We start from the raw sequence: 14,842 nt of genomic DNA, 5'->3' as shown, positions 1-14,842 counted from the left end.
TATCCTTCTCGATCACCACGGAACCGAATCGGTCGTCGCTACAGCAGCTTCGGGGGACATCGTGTCTGCGCAGGAGTTCTTCACTTTCGCCACCTTCGACATCCTGTGGGAGCAGGCCGAGGTGGGCGAGTTGCCGTACCCGTTCACGGTGCCCTCGCACGGTGACGACGAGGTCGAGCGGGCCGCGCTGCGCAGGCGCGTCGAGACCGAGTTGGCCGCGAGGGACCTCGCGAACTCGCCGGTGCACCAGTGGCTCGGGCTTCTGGCGATGCCGTCGGTGAGCATCGACGCGCTGCACATCCCCGAGTTCCGGAAGACCCCGGTCGCCGCCCTCGCCGCCTCGGACGGCACGCAGGCCGTGCTCGCGGTGCAGGACGCCGACGGTGTGTGGCTGCGTCCGCTCTATCCCGACGGGCTCGTCTCCGCGATCGTGAACCTCCTGCCGTCGGGTCAGCGGGGCACCGAGTCGTCCATCACGTTGCCGCTCGACGACGCGATGCGGATCCAGCCCTCCCGGACCGCCGCCGCGAGCGCGTCGGGCAGGCGCGGTGGTCTCGCCGACCGATCGCACGACCCGGCCGAGACGTACGCGCAGCTCATCGCACAACCCCGCCTGCGGGGTGGGCAGCTGGCTGCCAACAGCCGCGACGACGTGGGCGCCAGGCGTCGTTCGTCGGTGCTCGCGTGGTTCGACACCGCCTCCGGCAGGTACCTGAGCCTGTCGCGCACCGGGCCGGACGGACGGGAATGGGTCACGGTCGCTCCGGCCGACGCCAAAACGCTGCGGAGCCGGCTGGGCGAGATGGTCACCGACGTCACACGCTGAGACGCGCTACGGACGGGGAACACGGCGCCGACGTCGGTCGTTGACAGTGACAGCATCCAGGAGCGCCCGGCATCTCACGGGAGTCGGACTGTACGCTGGTGGGACGGCGACTCCGTAGCGCCCGCGCATCTGTCAACACCGCGACGGCGGATGTCACAACCTACCGCCTAGCCAGGGAGGGTCGAGGCCACTACGGCCGGATCGAATGGACCGCAAGCGCCTGCTCAGGAACCCACTGCTGTGGATACTCGTGGTTCTGCTGCTGATCTTCGGCGTCAGCACCCTCAGCGACAGTGACCGCGGCTACACCGAAATCCCGACGTCGCAGGCCATCGAGCAGATCCGCTCCGGCAACGTCAAGGACGCGACGCTCGAAGACCGCGAACAGCAGCTCAAGCTGACGTTGGACGATTCGATCAACGTCGACGGTCAGCAGGTCGAACAGGTTCTCACGAAGTTCCCGGCGGGTGCCTCCGACCAGCTCTACAACACGCTGCTCAACTCCAGCACCGGTGAGCAGAACGTCAAGTTCAACACCACCGTCACGCAGGAGAGCTTCTTCACCCAGCTGCTGATCTACATGATCCCGCTGGGCATCCTCGTGCTGCTGCTCATGTGGATGATGAACAGCGCGCAGGGTGGCGGCAACCGCGTGCTGAACTTCGGCAAGTCCAAGGCGAAGCAGCTGAACAAGGACATGCCGACCACGACGTTCAACGACGTCGCGGGCGCCGACGAGGCCGTCGAGGAGCTCCACGAGATCAAGGACTTCCTCCAGAGTCCCGCGCGGTACCAGGCACTCGGCGCGAAGATCCCCAAGGGCGTGCTCCTGTACGGCCCGCCCGGCACCGGTAAGACGCTTCTGGCGCGCGCGGTGGCCGGTGAGGCCGGGGTGCCGTTCTACACGATCTCGGGTTCGGACTTCGTCGAGATGTTCGTCGGTGTCGGCGCCTCGCGGGTGCGTGACCTCTTCGAGCAGGCCAAGCAGAACGCGCCGTGCATCATCTTCGTCGACGAGATCGACGCGGTGGGTCGCCAGCGCGGTGCGGGCCTCGGCGGCGGACACGACGAGCGCGAGCAGACGCTGAACCAGCTTCTCGTCGAGATGGACGGGTTCGACTCCCGTGGCGGCATCATCCTCATCGCCGCCACCAACCGCCCCGACATTCTCGACCCGGCGCTGCTGCGTCCCGGCCGGTTCGACCGCCAGATCCCGGTGTCGGCCCCCGACCTGGCGGGCCGCAAGGCGATCCTGGAGGTGCACTCCAAGGGCAAGCCGCTGGCCGACAACGTCGACATCGAGGCGCTGGCCAAGCGCACCGTCGGCATGTCGGGTGCCGACCTCGCCAACGTGATCAACGAAGCGGCGCTGCTCACCGCGCGCCAGAACGGGTCCGTGATCACGGACGCGGCGTTGGAGGAGTCCGTCGACAGAGTGATCGGCGGTCCGGCCCGCAAGAGCCGGATCATCTCCGAGCACGAACGCAAGATCACGGCCTACCACGAGGGCGGACACGCGCTCGCCGCGTGGGCCATGCCCGACATCGAACCCGTCTACAAGCTGACCATCCTGCCTCGCGGCCGGACCGGTGGGCACGCGTTGATCGTGCCCGAGGACGACAAGCAGCTCATGACGCGTTCCGAGATGATCGGTCGTCTCGTGTTCGCGATGGGAGGCCGCGCCGCGGAGGAGCTCGTCTTCCACGAGCCGACCACCGGTGCGTCGTCCGACATCGAGCAGGCCACCAAGATCGCCAAGGCGATGGTGACCGAGTACGGCATGTCGCCGCGGCTCGGCGCGGTCAAGTACGGCCAGGAGCACGGCGATCCGTTCCTCGGCCGGTCGGCCGGTCGGCAGCCGGACTACTCGCTCGAGGTCGCGCACGAGATCGACGAAGAGGTGCGCAAGCTCATCGAGACGGCGCACACCGAGGCGTGGGAGGTCCTGACGACCTACCGCGACGTGCTGGACGACCTTGTGATGGAGGTGCTGGAGAAGGAGACCCTCCAGCGCCGGGACCTGGAGCGCATCTTCGCGTCGGTGGAGAAGCGCCCGCGCATCACGACGTTCAACGAGTTCGGTGAGCGGTTGCCGTCGGACAAGCCGCCGATCAAGACGCCGCGCGAGCTCGCGATGGAGCGCGGGGAGCCGTGGCCCCCCGAGGGTGAGGGCGACGAGGAGCCGGAGCGGGTTCCCGAGCCGGAGCCCACGCCGGTGGCCACCGCACCCGGCGTCGGCGACCTGCCCGGTGGTCCACCGCATGGACAGCCGGAGCCTCCGGCCCCCTCGGCGACCTACAATCCGTACGCTCCCCCTCCCGGGGACGGCCAGCCGAACGGTGGCCGCCGGAACAACGGCGGTGCGACACCGTGGTCGTCCAACGGCGGACAACCGGGTAGTGGCGGCACCAACGCCGGGCCGCCGCACTACGGGGCTCCTCCCGGCTGGACTCCGGCGACGCAGCCGAGCGGGCGCAGCGCTTACCCGTGGCGTGACCAGACACCCACACCACAGCAGCCGCAGCCGCCCGCCACGCCGTCTCCGGAGGCGAAGCCAGCCGAGCGCAACGACGAGAACGATCAGGACGGCAGCACGCCTTCGTGATCGGGGAAGGCAAGTGACGTGACGGGCAACGGTTACTCTCCGCTCGAGGTGGACGCGGAACTCCCCAGGGCCGGTCACGCGGTGTTCGACCAGGAACGGGCCGAACGCGCGGTGCGGGAACTGCTGCTGGCGTGCGGTGAGGATCCCGACCGTGACGGCCTCAGGGAGACCCCGGCTCGGGTCGCGAGGGCCTACCGCGAGATGTTCGCCGGCCTCTACAGCGACCCGGACCACGTGCTCGACCGGACCTTCGACGAGAGCCACGAGGAGTTGGTGCTCGTTACGGACATCCCGATGTTCAGTCTGTGCGAGCACCACCTCACGCCGTTCCACGGCGTCGCGCACGTCGGGTACATCCCGAACGGGCAGGGCAAGGTGACGGGCCTGTCGAAGCTCGGTCGCCTCGTCGACCTCTACGCCAAGCGTCCGCAGGTGCAGGAGCGGCTGACCTCGCAGGTGGCCGACGCGCTCAACCGCAGGTTGCGGCCGCGTGGCGTGATCGTGGTGATGGAAGCCGAGCACCTGTGCATGTCGATGCGCGGTGTGCGCAAGCCCGGCGCCCGCACGATCACGTCGGCGGTGCGCGGTCTGCTGCAGACGTCCGCGTCGTCGCGTGCCGAGGCGCTGGAGCTCATCAAGGGCGGTCGCCGGTGACTCGGGCTGGGCTTCCCCGCCCCGGGCGGTGTGTGGTGATGGGGGTTCTCAACGTCACCCCGGACTCGTTCTCGGACGGCGGGCGCTACCTGAGCACGGAGGACGCCCTGGCCCACGCCCACGCGATGTGGCGCCGGGGAGCCGACATCATCGACGTCGGTGGGGAGTCGACCCGACCCGGCTCGCAGCGGGTGGACGCGGAGGGCGAACTGGCCCGCGTACTGCCCGTGATCAAGACTCTCGCCGCCGAAGGACTCGTGCTGTCGGTGGACACGACCCGCGCGAGCGTGGCGGCGGCCGCGGTCGAGGCGGGTGCGCACATCATCAACGACGTGTCGGGTGGTCTCGCCGACCCGGACATGGCGAGGGTGGCCGCCGACACGGGAGTGCCGTGGGTGCTCATGCACTGGCGCGGGCACAGCCGCAAGATGGACGAGCTCGCCCGGTACGAGGACGTGGTCGCCGACGTGCGCGACGAGTTGAGCGCGCGGGTGGACGAGGCGTTGGCCGCCGGGGTGCGGGAGGACGCGATCGTGCTCGATCCCGGCCTCGGATTCGCCAAGCACGCCGACCACAACTGGGCTCTGCTGAAGGACCTCGACACGCTGCTGGCGCTCGGCTTCCCCGTGCTGGTGGGAGCCTCGCGCAAGCGGTTCCTGGGCCGGTTGCTCGCCGACGACGCGGGTGAACCGCGTCCGCCGTCGGGCCGTGAGGTGGCCACCGCCGCCGTGTCCACTCTCGCCGCCTACGCGGGTGCGTGGGGTGTGCGGGTCCACGACGTCGGTGGGTCGCTGGACGCGATCGCGGTGGCCGAGGCGTGGCGGAGCGGGCGTGCCTGAGGCGGATCGCATCACGCTGACCGGCCTGCGGGTCTTCGGTCGGCACGGGGTCTACGAGCACGAGAAGCGGGACGGCCAGGAGTTCGTCGTCGATCTCACGGTCTGGCTCGACCTCTCGGCCGCGGCCATGTCGGACGATCTCGCCGACACGGTCAACTACGGCGAACTCGCCGAGCGCGCGGCCGCCATTGTCGCGGGCCCCGCACACGACCTCATCGAGCGGGTGGCCGGGTCGATCGCCGAGGACGTCCTGCGCGACGAGCGGATCCGGGCGGTCGAGGTGACCGTCCACAAGCCCTCCGCCCCGATTCCGTTGACGTTCACCGACGTGGCGGTGACCGTGCGTCGGGAGCGGCGATGAGCAGGGCGGTGCTGTCGCTGGGGTCCAATCTGGGCGACCGGCTGAGCTACCTGCACCTCGCGGTGGAGGGACTGCGGGACGTGCTGGTGGCGGTGTCGTCGGTGTACGAGACGGCGCCGTGGGGCGTGACCGACCAGCCGGACTTCCTCAACGCCGTGTGCGTCGTCGACGATCCCGGTCGAGACCACTGGGCGTGGTTGCGGACGGCGCAGGAGCTCGAACGTCGTGCCGAGCGGGTGCGCGAACGTCGTTGGGGGCCTCGCACGCTCGACGTCGACGTGGTGGCGGTGGACGACGTCCGCTCCGACGACCCGGAGTTGCTGCTGCCGCACCCGGGCACGCACGAGCGTGCGACGGTGCTGATCCCGTGGCTGGAGATCGACCCGGATGCCGAGGTCCCCGGCAAGGGACGTGCCGATGCGTTGCTCGCGGCGCTGCCCGAGGACGACCGCGCGGGCGTGCGACGGCGTGCCGATCTGACGCTGTGACCAGGCGACCGGGGTTTGGACCAATCCGTCGGTGAGGAGGTGCGCGAGTGGTCTCGGCCGGTGAGTCCACGACGTGTCCACCGGTGAGCCACCGACGTGGTCCGATCCTCGGTACGGTGGTGACCATGCACTTCACGCGGGCCCGGGAGCTCCTCCTCGCCGCGGTGATCGGTTTCGGCGTGACGTTCTCGCTGTACCGCGTCGCGTTCGGGTCGTTGCCCAACCTGCCGACACTGGCCGGGGTCACGCTGCTGGTGCTGGCGCTCGGTGAGACGGTGCTCGCGTTCTCCGTGCGATCCCGCATCCGGGAACACCGTGTGGAGTCGGGCATCGGCATCGCCAGGGCGGTGGCACTGGCCAAGGCGTCGTCGTTGCTGGGCGCGCTCATGGTCGGCGCGTGGCTCGGTGCGCTCGCCTATGTCGCGCCTCGTTCGAGTGAAATCGTGGCCGCGGCCGACGACGTCCCGGCGACTGTCGTCGGCGCGTGTTGCGCCGCCGCGCTCATCGGTGCCGCTCTGTGGCTGGAGCAGTGCTGTCGCACGCCGAAGAACGGCGATCGGGACCTCAACGGCCCGCCGACCGATTAACGCAGCGAAGGTGCCGCTCGGAGTACCGGAAAGGTCTCGGAAGGATCACATGACGGTACGGTGTGGGGCATGACTGGCGTGGGTGACGAGTCGCGGGACCGATCGGCGGCGAAGCCGTGGCTGGGTGTTGGCTTTCTCCTCGCCATCGGCGCCACCCTCGCCCTGGTGCTGACCGACGACCTGCGGTGGATCCGGCTCGCTGTCGTCGCCGCGCTGTGGGCGGCGCTCATCGGCGCGCTCATGGCTGCGAAGTACCGCAAACAGGCCGCTCTCAACGAGAAGTCGGCCGTCAAGGCCCAGAAGATCTACGAGCTCGAACTGCAGAAGGAGATCGCCGCGCGGCGGGAGCACGAGCTGGAGATCGAGGCGGAGACCCGGGAGCGGGTCGAGGCGGAGAAGCGCGACGAACTCGACGCCCTGCGCGAGGAGTTGCGGAGTCTGCGGGACAACCTCCAGAACCTCTTCGGTGGCGAGGTGCTGTGGGAACGGGTCGCGTTGACCGCGCAGTCGACCCGGATGCGCAAGCTCGGTGAGGAACAACGCCTCGTCACGGCGGGTGAGGCGGACATCCGGCAGGCACTGACGGTCGACGCCGAGGCCGACGCGGTGGATTCGCCCACCCAACTCATCGGACGCGTCCGGGATCGGGACGCGGAACAGGCCGGCAGCGAGGCCGAGGAGCCGGCTGTGCCCCGCGCCGAGCAGCAGCCGCGGCGCCGGGAGCCGGGCGCGCCCCGCACGCGCTTCGTGCCGCGTCCGGCGCGCCCCGCGGAGGACGGCAGGGCCGCGCAGAAGCCTGGGGAGCCGCCCACTCGGCGGGTTCCGTCGCGGCCGGGGTCGGCGATGGCGAGAGCGAGCGAGGCCGCGAACCGCGCCCGGGCGGAGATGTCCCGTCCCCACCAGCGTCCCGTCGCGGGGCCCAACGGCGCGGCGGGACCCGCTTATTCGCCGCGTCGACCCACCGAGGGCGAGCCGCGTGGCGGAGCGGGGGAGCGGGGTCGGCCCGCAGCTGCGCCCGCGGACGGGCGCGTCGCGCGTTCGCTCGACTCGGAGGGCTCACCGTCCCCGCGGCAGCAACGACCGCCGGTGGACGACGCTCCCACCCGGACGCAGCGCGCCGTGGAGGCCAGGACGGCGGTGACGCCGCCGGTGCGGCCGGGAGCCGCCGAGAAGGCCGGCACGGGCTACCGCAACCCCGTCAGTCCCGTGAATCCCGTCGAGCCCCCGCGGCGTCCGGCCGAACCCGAGCCGGTGGAGGCGGGAGCGGAAGCCACCGTGGCCGAGCGGGTCGAGCTGCCCGCCCCGGTGCAGCCCGAGCCCAACCCGACCCTGCCTCCCGAGGTCAGGGAGACGCGGCCGTCCGGTGGCCGCAGGCGGCGTCCCGAGCCGGAACCAGAGGCCGCCCCGACGTCCGGCGGTGGGCGGCGTCGGCGCGACGACGACGAGAAGCCCGCGTGGTTGGATTCGGCGGCGTCGGGGTCGCGGCACTCGCATGCCGCGGAGAGCGAGGAGGAACCGGCGGGGTCCCACGCCGAGGGACGCTCGGTGAGCGAGCTGCTCGCGGCCTACGGCGCCTCCGGCACCAGGCCCCGTCGTCGGCGCCGCGCCGAGGACTGAGGAACTGTCCGGACGGTGTTCGGACGCGCTCGCTAAGGTTCCCGCGTGAAGGGAGTCACCACCGACAGCAAGCCGTCGCCGCCACCGACGTTGCGCAGGCACACGCCGCGCCGGGTCACCGTGTTGTTGCCCCTGGTGGGCATCGCCTGCCTCGCGTTGTCGGGCCTGCTCGTTCTGGGCCTCGCCACCGTCCGGGTCGGTGTGCTCGCCGTGTTGATCGGTGTGGTCGCGGCCGTCGTACCCGTCCTGGTCGTGGTCGCGGCGTTCCTGTGGATCGACCGGTGGGAGCCGGAACCGGCGAAACTGCTGCTGCTGACGTTCGCGTGGGGCGCGTGTGTCGCGACCCTGACCGCGCTGCTGGTCAACGACACCGCCCAGGCGCTGGGGGACCTCCTCCTAGGCTCCGGACAGGGCGGCAAGGTGAGCGCGTTGGTGTCGGCGCCGCTGGTGGAGGAGGCCGTCAAGGCCGTGCCCGTCATCGCGCTGATGTGGAGGCGTTCCCACGAGTTCGACGGTGTCGTCGACGGCATCGTGTACGCCGGGCTCAGCGCGGCGGGATTCGCCTTCACCGAGAACGTCTACTACTTCGGCCGGGCGTTCGTCGACTACGGCTTCGGGGACGGGCTGTCGGCGGGTGTCGTCGCGGCGTTCTTGCTGCGTGGCCTGCTCTCGCCGTTCGCGCACCCGCTGTTCACGGTGCTCATCGGCATCGGGGTGGGCCTGGTGGTGCACTCGCGCCGCCGTGGGCGGAAGTTCGGTGTGCCGTTCGCCGCCTACGTCGGGGCGGTGCTCCTGCACGCGTTGTGGAACGCCTCGGCGACGCTCGGCGGCAGCGACGTGTTCCTGAACGTCTACTTCCTCATCATGGTGCCGATCTTCACGGCCGTCGTGCTGATCATCATGTGGCAGCGGCGGCGTGAGCAGCGCATCATCGCGGCGACGTTGCCGGGCATGGCCGACGCGGGATGGATCGCCCGGTCGGAGATACCGCTGCTGGCAGATCTGCGCCAGCGCAAGAAGTGGCGTCGGCAGGCCCGCGCGGAGTCCGGGCGGGCGGCGGCCAAGGCCGTGGGCGCCTACCAGTCGGCGGTCACCGAGCTGGCGTTCGCGCGGCGCTGGGAAGGCTCACCCGCGTCGGAGCGGATGCGGACCGACTACCTGTCCATGCGCCAGGCTTCCCTGCTGGCCGTGTTGAAGGAGACCCGAGCCGAGGCCGTGCGGCTCGCCCGGGCGGGCACCGACGGGTGAAGCTGGTCACCTCGTGGGCGCGTGTGCAGGAATGTGGGGCTAGTCTCGCGCCGTCGTCTGGTACCCGCGATGCAGGGTGGGACTGGAACGAGCTTGGGAGTTTTTCGCGATGTGCGTCCAGCGGGACACACGGTGAACCGCCCCGCGCGGCTCGCCGTCGGTGTGGTGTCGGCAGGTCGGGTCGGGAGTGTGCTGGGCGCTGCGCTCGCCCGTGCCGGTCATTCGGTGGTCGCCGCCTCGGCGGTGTCCGACGCGTCCGTGCGTCGAGCGGAGCGACTGTTGCCCGGTGTGCCGTTGCGGCCACCGGACGAGGTGGCGAGCAGCGCCGACCTGGTGTTGCTCGCGCTTCCCGACGACGTGCTGGCACCCATGGTCGCGGGGTTGGCGAACGCGGGTGCGTTCCGGGCGGGACAGATCGTGGTGCACACCTGTGGGGCCCACGGCATCGGCGTGCTGCGGCCCGCCGCGGAAGCAGGAGCACTGCCTCTGGCGTTGCACCCGGTGATGACCTTCACCGGAGCCCCTGAGGACCTGCAACGCCTCGACTCGTGCGCCGTCGGTGTCACCGCGGCGGACGACGACGATGCGGCCTGGAACGTGGGCGAGGCCCTCACCATGGAGATGGGCGCGGAGCCCGTGCGCCTTCCCGAGGCCGCGCGCCCCCTTTACCACGCGTCTCTCGCGCACGGTGCCAACCACCTCGCGACGCTGGTCGCCGACTGTGTGGAATTGTTACGGCGCAACGGCGTTCGCGAACCCGAGCGTCTCCTCGCCCCATTGCTGTCCGCCGCGCTCGACAACGCTCTGAGGCACGGCGACCGCGCGCTCACCGGACCGGTCGCGCGCGGAGACGTGGGAACCGTGCGGACCCATCTGCGGGTGCTCGAGGAGCAGGCGCCCGAGGTGCGTCCCGCGTACACCGCGCTGGCCCGGCGGACCGCCGCGAGAGCGAGCGAGGCAGGGCTGCTCGGCTCCGACGCCGCACGCGAGATCACCGACCTGCTCGACAACGGACGTGAGGGCACGTGACCAAAGCCAAGATCACCCCGAAGTTCACTCGCGGCCAGGTGAACGTCTACCGCACGCCCAGCGAGGTGCGCCAGGTCACCGCGGCGCTGCGCTCGGTGGGCCGCAACGTGGCGCTCGTCCCCACGATGGGAGCGCTGCACGCGGGACACCGCGAACTGCTGCGGAGGGCGAAGCGGCTGCCCAACACGGTCGTGGCTGCGTCGATCTTCGTCAACCCGCTCCAGTTCGGCGAGAACGAGGACTTCGACGCCTACCCGCGCACCCTGGACGCCGACCTCGACGTGCTGGAGGAGGCGGGCGTGGAGATCGCGTTCACCCCGAGCGCCGAGGACCTCTACGCCCCCGACGCGGCGGTCACGGTGCACCCGGGTCCACTGGGTGACGAGCTCGAAGGCGCGTCGCGGCCCGGCCACTTCGCGGGGATGCTCACCGTGGTGGCGAAGTTGTTCAACATCGTGCGCCCGCACTACGCGCTGTTCGGTGAGAAGGACTACCAGCAGCTCGTCCTCATCAAGCGCATGGTGGCCGACCTCGACCTCGACGTCCGGGTGCTGGGTGTGCCGACCGTGCGCGAACCGGACGGCCTGGCGCTGTCCTCGCGCAACGCCTATCTGACACCGGAGCAGCGGGAGTCGGCTGTCGCGCTCTCCGCGGCGCTGGTCGCGGGAGCCCACGCGGGCGGTCAGGGGCCGCAGGCCGTGCTGGAGGCGGCTCGGAGCACGCTCGCGGCACGTCCCGAGGTGGTCGTCGACTACCTCGAACTGCGCGACACCGAGTTGGGGCCGCCGCCGGACGACGGCCAGGCCCGGCTGCTGGTGGCCGCGCGGGTCGGCGACACCCGGCTCATCGACAACGTAGGACTCCTGCTCGGCGCGGCGGCCGAGTACGGCGTCGAGCAGTGAGGACGCGAGGGGTAGGAGAGGGAATCCCGCCATGTATCGAACCATGCTCAAGTCCAAGATCCACCGGGCGACGGTGACGCAGGCGGACCTGCACTACGTCGGCTCGGTCACCGTCGACCGCACTCTGATGGAGGCGGCCGACCTGCTGCCGGGCGAGCAGGTCGCCATCGTCGACGTCACCAACGGCGCACGGCTGGAGACCTACGTCATCGAGGGCGAACGCGACAGCGGCGTGCTCGGGATCAACGGAGCCGCCGCGCACCTCATCCATCCCGGCGACATCGTCATCCTGATCGCGTACGGGCAGATGGACTCGGCCGAGGCGGCGTCGTTCAAGCCCCGGATCGTGTTCGTCGACGGGGAGAACCGCATCGTCGAGCAGGGTGCCGACCCGGCCTCGGTCCCCGACGGGTACGGCCTCGTCAGCGGGGCCGAGAACGCTCCCGGCGCGCCCGAGGGCGCGGGTGGCACTGGACTGCCGAGGGCCGAGACGGCGGACGCCGCTCGACTGGACGCGTTGCTGCACGCGGAGCACTGATTGCTGCTCACCGTCGACGTCGGCAACTCCAACATCGCGCTCGGCCTGCACGCCGGGCGAGGCGAGGACGCGCGGCTGGTGCGTGACTGGCGGATGCGCACCGACCCGCGGATGACGGCCGACGAGATGGCGTTGACGATGCGCGGGCTGCTCGGCCCGCACGTCGACGCGGTCACCGGCATCGCCGCGCTGTCCACCGTGCCGGCCGTCCTGCGCGAGCTGCGCGTGATGCTCGACCGCTACTACCCCGACGTCCCCACGATCATCGTCGAGCCGGGTGTGCGCACCGGTGTTCCGCTGCTCGTGGACAACCCGAAGGAGGTCGGGGGCGATCGGCTCGTGAACACGCTCGCCGCCCACCACCTCCACAACACGGCCTGCATCGTCGTGGATTTCGGCACCTCGACCAATGTGGATGCCATTTCGGCCAAGGGCGAGTTCCTCGGTGGCGCGTTCGCGCCGGGAATCGACATTTCGGTCGACGCACTGGCGTCCCGGGCCGCCGCGTTGCGTAAGGTCGAGCTCGTCAGGCCCCGCTCGGTGATCGGTAAGAACACCGTCGAGTGCCTCCAGTCCGGCATTTTGTACGGTTTCGCCGGACAGGTGGACGGGCTCGTCAGAAGGATCGCACGCGAGCTGGCGGGTACTTCCGGTGAGCCCGTGGAAGTGATCGCCACCGGTGGGCTCGCTCCGCTCGTGGTCGACGAGTCGGAAACCATCACCGAACACGTGCCGCACCTCACTCTCCTGGGGCTTCGACTCGTTTTCGAGAGGAACACCGCGGAGAGGAACGTTCCGCCGGGTCGCCGCGCACGGTCGTGAGCGGCTCCTTCTCGTTTCCTGCGACTTCGTCGGCCGAGATTGTGTTGTCCGCATAAGGACACGGCAACGCCCCAGACAATGGCCGAAGTTGATTTGCGTTATTCTGCACGTGCGGGTAACAATATGCTCGGTCAAGGCTTTTGGCTCGGGCGTGGGCACCACGTGATCTCAGCATGTCCCAAGCAGGAGGAATCAGATGGCGCAGAAGGTACTTGTCTCCCTCGTCGACGATCTGGACGGGTCGGAGGCGGAGGAGACCGTCGAGTTCGGTCTCGACGGCGTCAACTACGAGATCGATCTTTCCGCCGAAAATGCGGAAGAATTGCGTGACGCCCTTGCTCAGTACGTCGAGCACGCTCGCCGGGCGGGCGGCCGGAAGCGGACGTCGAGCAGGAGTGCCGTGAAAGCGCCCGCTCGCTCGGCCGCTGTGGATCGCGAGCAGAACCAGGCAATTCGCGCCTGGGCGCGGAAGAACGGTTTCGAGGTCTCGGATCGTGGACGCATCCCGTCCGAGGTCGTCGAAGCCTACCACCGCAGGAACTGAAAGACGTCCCGCAGTATGGCCTCTCGGGCGACGCCCGGGAGGCCATATTCGTTTCCTCCTACTTGGTTACTTTCTGTTGTCGCTCGTATGCTCCGGGCGGTGTACCGACGAGTGACGTGAAATCGCGGACGAAATGCGCCTGGTCGCTGTAGCCGAGTTCGGCGGCCAGCGCGGCCTGCGTCGGTGGGGAATCGGAGGCCAGGCGGGCCGCGGCATCGTTGAGTCGGTAGACCCGGATGGCCCACTTCGGCCCTGTTCCGATATGGCCGGTGAACAGCCGTTGTAGTGCGCGCACCGTCATTCCGGTACGCCCTGCGAGGTGGTCCACCCGGGTGATCGCCGGATCGGTGGCGAGCAATGAGACGGCGGTCCGGGCAAGTCGTTCCGAGCCGGTGAGCGGCCTGACCCGATCGGTGAGGAGCCGGTCCACGACCGTGGCGAGCTCCGCGTCGCCGGAAGCGCGCCGCACGGCGTCGTCCGTCGCCTGCCCCGCGGCGCCCAGAGCCTGCGGCAGCGAGATCGGGCCCGCGCGGAGGTCCGTGACGGGAACACCCAGCACCGCGCGGCAGCATCCGGGGGCGACCCGCACTCCGAGGGCGAGGCCGCGGTCGCGGAGCACCTGCGTGAACACCGACCTCGACGGGCCCCACACCCCCGTGGACCCGGTACCGAAGACGGCGTGGGTGGCGAGGTTGGGGAGCACTCGCTGTTCGTGCGGCGGCCGACCGTGCAGGTCCCAGCGCACGACCCAGTAGTACTCGACGTGTTCGCGCAGGCTCGGGTCCGGTCGGAGCCGGCCCACCGTGAAGCGTGACTCGGCGGCGCGCCGATGCAGGATCCCCTGGGGCATCCGTTCCACGGTGTCGACGATACGGCCGCCGATGACGTCCAGCGTCGCTTTTGTTCAAGACGCGGTCCGCCCTGGTCGTGAGCATGAGGACATGTCCGACCTGTTTCCACTGCGCCGTGCCGTCGACCCCGCCGCGAGGGCGTTCGTCGACGTGGTGAAGGCCGTCCCCGCCACGACGCTCGACGCTCCCACGCCGTGTGCCGACTTCGCTGTGCGCGACCTGGTGAACCACCTGCTGTACTGGCTTCCCCTGCTGCGCGCCGCCGTGTGCAGACAGCCACCCGCCACCGGTGGTGAACGCGATGCGGACCTGGTGACCCCGGAGTGGCAGGCCGACCTGTGCGCCGAGGCGGAGAGCCTGGCGGAGGCCCTGAGGTCGCCGTCGGCGTGGGAGGGCACGGCCGTGTTCGGTGCGGAGCTGCCCGCTCACCAGCTGGGCGCGATGGTGGTGACCGAGTTCGTCCTGCACGGCTGGGACCTCGCGGTGGCCACGGGCGTGGACTTCCGCTGTGGCGACGCCGAGGCCCGCGCCGTGGAGCTCGCCCTGCGGGAGTTCGCCCCGCGGGGACGCAGCCACGGCATCTTCGGCCCCGAGGTATCGGTCAGTGACAACGGCGTTCCGCTGGAGCGAGCGCTCGGGTTGTCGGGTCGTGACCCCGCTTGGAGCAGGTGATACGCCCGGGCGCACCCATGCCGGCAGGAATGTGTCAAATTCCCGTCAACCTGTGATGAACGCGCTACTCTCCGGGCACGTTCGCTCCTTGCGAGTGTTCATGCGGAGGTGAGCATGACCGCGGCCCACGGGTGGTTGTCGGACGTGACGTTCTGGGTGGACGGCGTGCCGTCAGCGCCGCTACGTCGAGGACACCGACGAGGCGTTCTTGTGGGGCGAGGCGGGCGACGAACTCCGTGATCCCGAGACCCGGCATGTC

General features: G+C 70.1%; 16 protein-coding genes. 15 read left to right on the top strand and 1 reads right to left on the bottom strand.

The genetic code is table 11. The features are described 5' to 3' along the window. Positions 1–61 precede the first annotated feature (61 nt). From SACAZDRAFT_RS11265 to SACAZDRAFT_RS11200, 14 genes are all read left to right on the top strand, one after another. Positions 62–826, top strand: a complete 765-nt coding sequence (locus tag SACAZDRAFT_RS11265; RefSeq protein ID WP_005441692.1) for an ESX secretion-associated protein EspG — start codon at positions 62–64, stop codon at positions 824–826. A gap of 205 nt (positions 827–1,031) precedes the next feature. Next, the gene (ftsH, locus tag SACAZDRAFT_RS11260; RefSeq protein WP_005441690.1) at positions 1,032–3,431 is read left to right on the top strand and encodes an ATP-dependent zinc metalloprotease FtsH; all 2,400 of its coding nucleotides are present in this window, start codon (positions 1,032–1,034) and stop codon (positions 3,429–3,431) included. An 18-nt stretch (positions 3,432–3,449) separates the two neighbouring features. Then, positions 3,450–4,085 (top strand): GTP cyclohydrolase I FolE, encoded by a 636-nt coding sequence (gene folE / locus SACAZDRAFT_RS11255; protein ID WP_005441689.1) that lies wholly within the window; start codon positions 3,450–3,452, stop codon positions 4,083–4,085. A 38-nt stretch (positions 4,086–4,123) separates the two neighbouring features. Beyond that, complete coding sequence (folP, locus tag SACAZDRAFT_RS11250) at positions 4,124–4,924, top strand: dihydropteroate synthase (RefSeq protein ID WP_005441677.1); 801 nt, start codon at positions 4,124–4,126, stop codon at positions 4,922–4,924. Then, entirely contained in the window at positions 4,917–5,285 is a 369-nt protein-coding gene (gene folB / locus SACAZDRAFT_RS11245) for a dihydroneopterin aldolase (RefSeq protein WP_005441675.1), read from the top strand. The genes folP and folB overlap by 8 nt, the downstream gene beginning before the upstream one ends. Next, positions 5,282–5,773: a 2-amino-4-hydroxy-6-hydroxymethyldihydropteridine diphosphokinase gene (gene folK / locus SACAZDRAFT_RS11240; protein WP_005441674.1), complete on the top strand. Its 492-nt coding sequence runs from the start codon at positions 5,282–5,284 to the stop codon at positions 5,771–5,773. Before folB ends, folK begins: the two co-directional genes overlap by 4 nt. A 125-nt stretch (positions 5,774–5,898) precedes the next feature. Continuing rightward, positions 5,899–6,360, top strand: a complete 462-nt coding sequence (locus tag SACAZDRAFT_RS11235; protein WP_037295901.1) for a DUF3180 domain-containing protein — start codon at positions 5,899–5,901, stop codon at positions 6,358–6,360. A gap of 69 nt (positions 6,361–6,429) precedes the next feature. Next, on the top strand, positions 6,430–7,977 hold the full coding sequence (locus SACAZDRAFT_RS11230) for a DUF6779 domain-containing protein (RefSeq protein WP_005441665.1): 1,548 nt from the start codon (positions 6,430–6,432) through the stop codon (positions 7,975–7,977). Positions 7,978–8,022: 45 nt separating this feature from the next. Further along, positions 8,023–9,225, top strand: a complete 1,203-nt coding sequence (locus tag SACAZDRAFT_RS11225; protein ID WP_005441663.1) for a PrsW family intramembrane metalloprotease — start codon at positions 8,023–8,025, stop codon at positions 9,223–9,225. 132 nt (positions 9,226–9,357) lie between these two features. Continuing rightward, positions 9,358–10,254, top strand: coding sequence for a Rossmann-like and DUF2520 domain-containing protein (locus SACAZDRAFT_RS11220; protein ID WP_005441660.1), 897 nt, complete (start codon positions 9,358–9,360; stop codon positions 10,252–10,254). Next, positions 10,251–11,156: a pantoate--beta-alanine ligase gene (panC, locus tag SACAZDRAFT_RS11215; protein WP_005441658.1), complete on the top strand. Its 906-nt coding sequence runs from the start codon at positions 10,251–10,253 to the stop codon at positions 11,154–11,156. Before SACAZDRAFT_RS11220 ends, panC begins: the two co-directional genes overlap by 4 nt. 31 nt (positions 11,157–11,187) lie before the next feature. Then, positions 11,188–11,694 carry an aspartate 1-decarboxylase gene (gene panD, locus SACAZDRAFT_RS11210; protein WP_005441656.1) on the top strand — a complete coding sequence of 169 codons (507 nt, stop codon included), beginning with the start codon at positions 11,188–11,190 and terminating at the stop codon, positions 11,692–11,694. Further along, positions 11,695–12,516, top strand: coding sequence for a type III pantothenate kinase (locus SACAZDRAFT_RS11205; protein ID WP_005441654.1), 822 nt, complete (start codon positions 11,695–11,697; stop codon positions 12,514–12,516). 196 nt (positions 12,517–12,712) lie between these two features. Further along, on the top strand, positions 12,713–13,060 hold the full coding sequence (locus SACAZDRAFT_RS11200; RefSeq protein ID WP_005441653.1) for a histone-like nucleoid-structuring protein Lsr2: 348 nt from the start codon (positions 12,713–12,715) through the stop codon (positions 13,058–13,060). Positions 13,061–13,118: 58 nt separating this feature from the next. Here SACAZDRAFT_RS11200 and SACAZDRAFT_RS11195 read toward each other — a convergent pair whose 3' ends face one another. Then, positions 13,119–13,919 (bottom strand): helix-turn-helix domain-containing protein, encoded by an 801-nt coding sequence (locus SACAZDRAFT_RS11195; protein WP_005441652.1) that lies wholly within the window; start codon positions 13,917–13,919, stop codon positions 13,119–13,121. An 82-nt stretch (positions 13,920–14,001) separates the two neighbouring features. Between SACAZDRAFT_RS11195 and SACAZDRAFT_RS11190 the strand changes: the two genes are divergently transcribed. Next, positions 14,002–14,583: a TIGR03086 family metal-binding protein gene (locus SACAZDRAFT_RS11190; protein ID WP_005441651.1), complete on the top strand. Its 582-nt coding sequence runs from the start codon at positions 14,002–14,004 to the stop codon at positions 14,581–14,583. The last annotated feature ends 259 nt before the right edge of the window (positions 14,584–14,842 follow it).

It is taken from the genome of Saccharomonospora azurea NA-128 (genome assembly GCF_000231055.2).
GTDB lineage: Bacteria > Actinomycetota > Actinomycetes > Mycobacteriales > Pseudonocardiaceae > Saccharomonospora > Saccharomonospora azurea.
The sequence above is the reverse complement of the archived record's forward strand: the minus strand, read 5'-3'. Positions and strand labels throughout refer to the sequence as shown.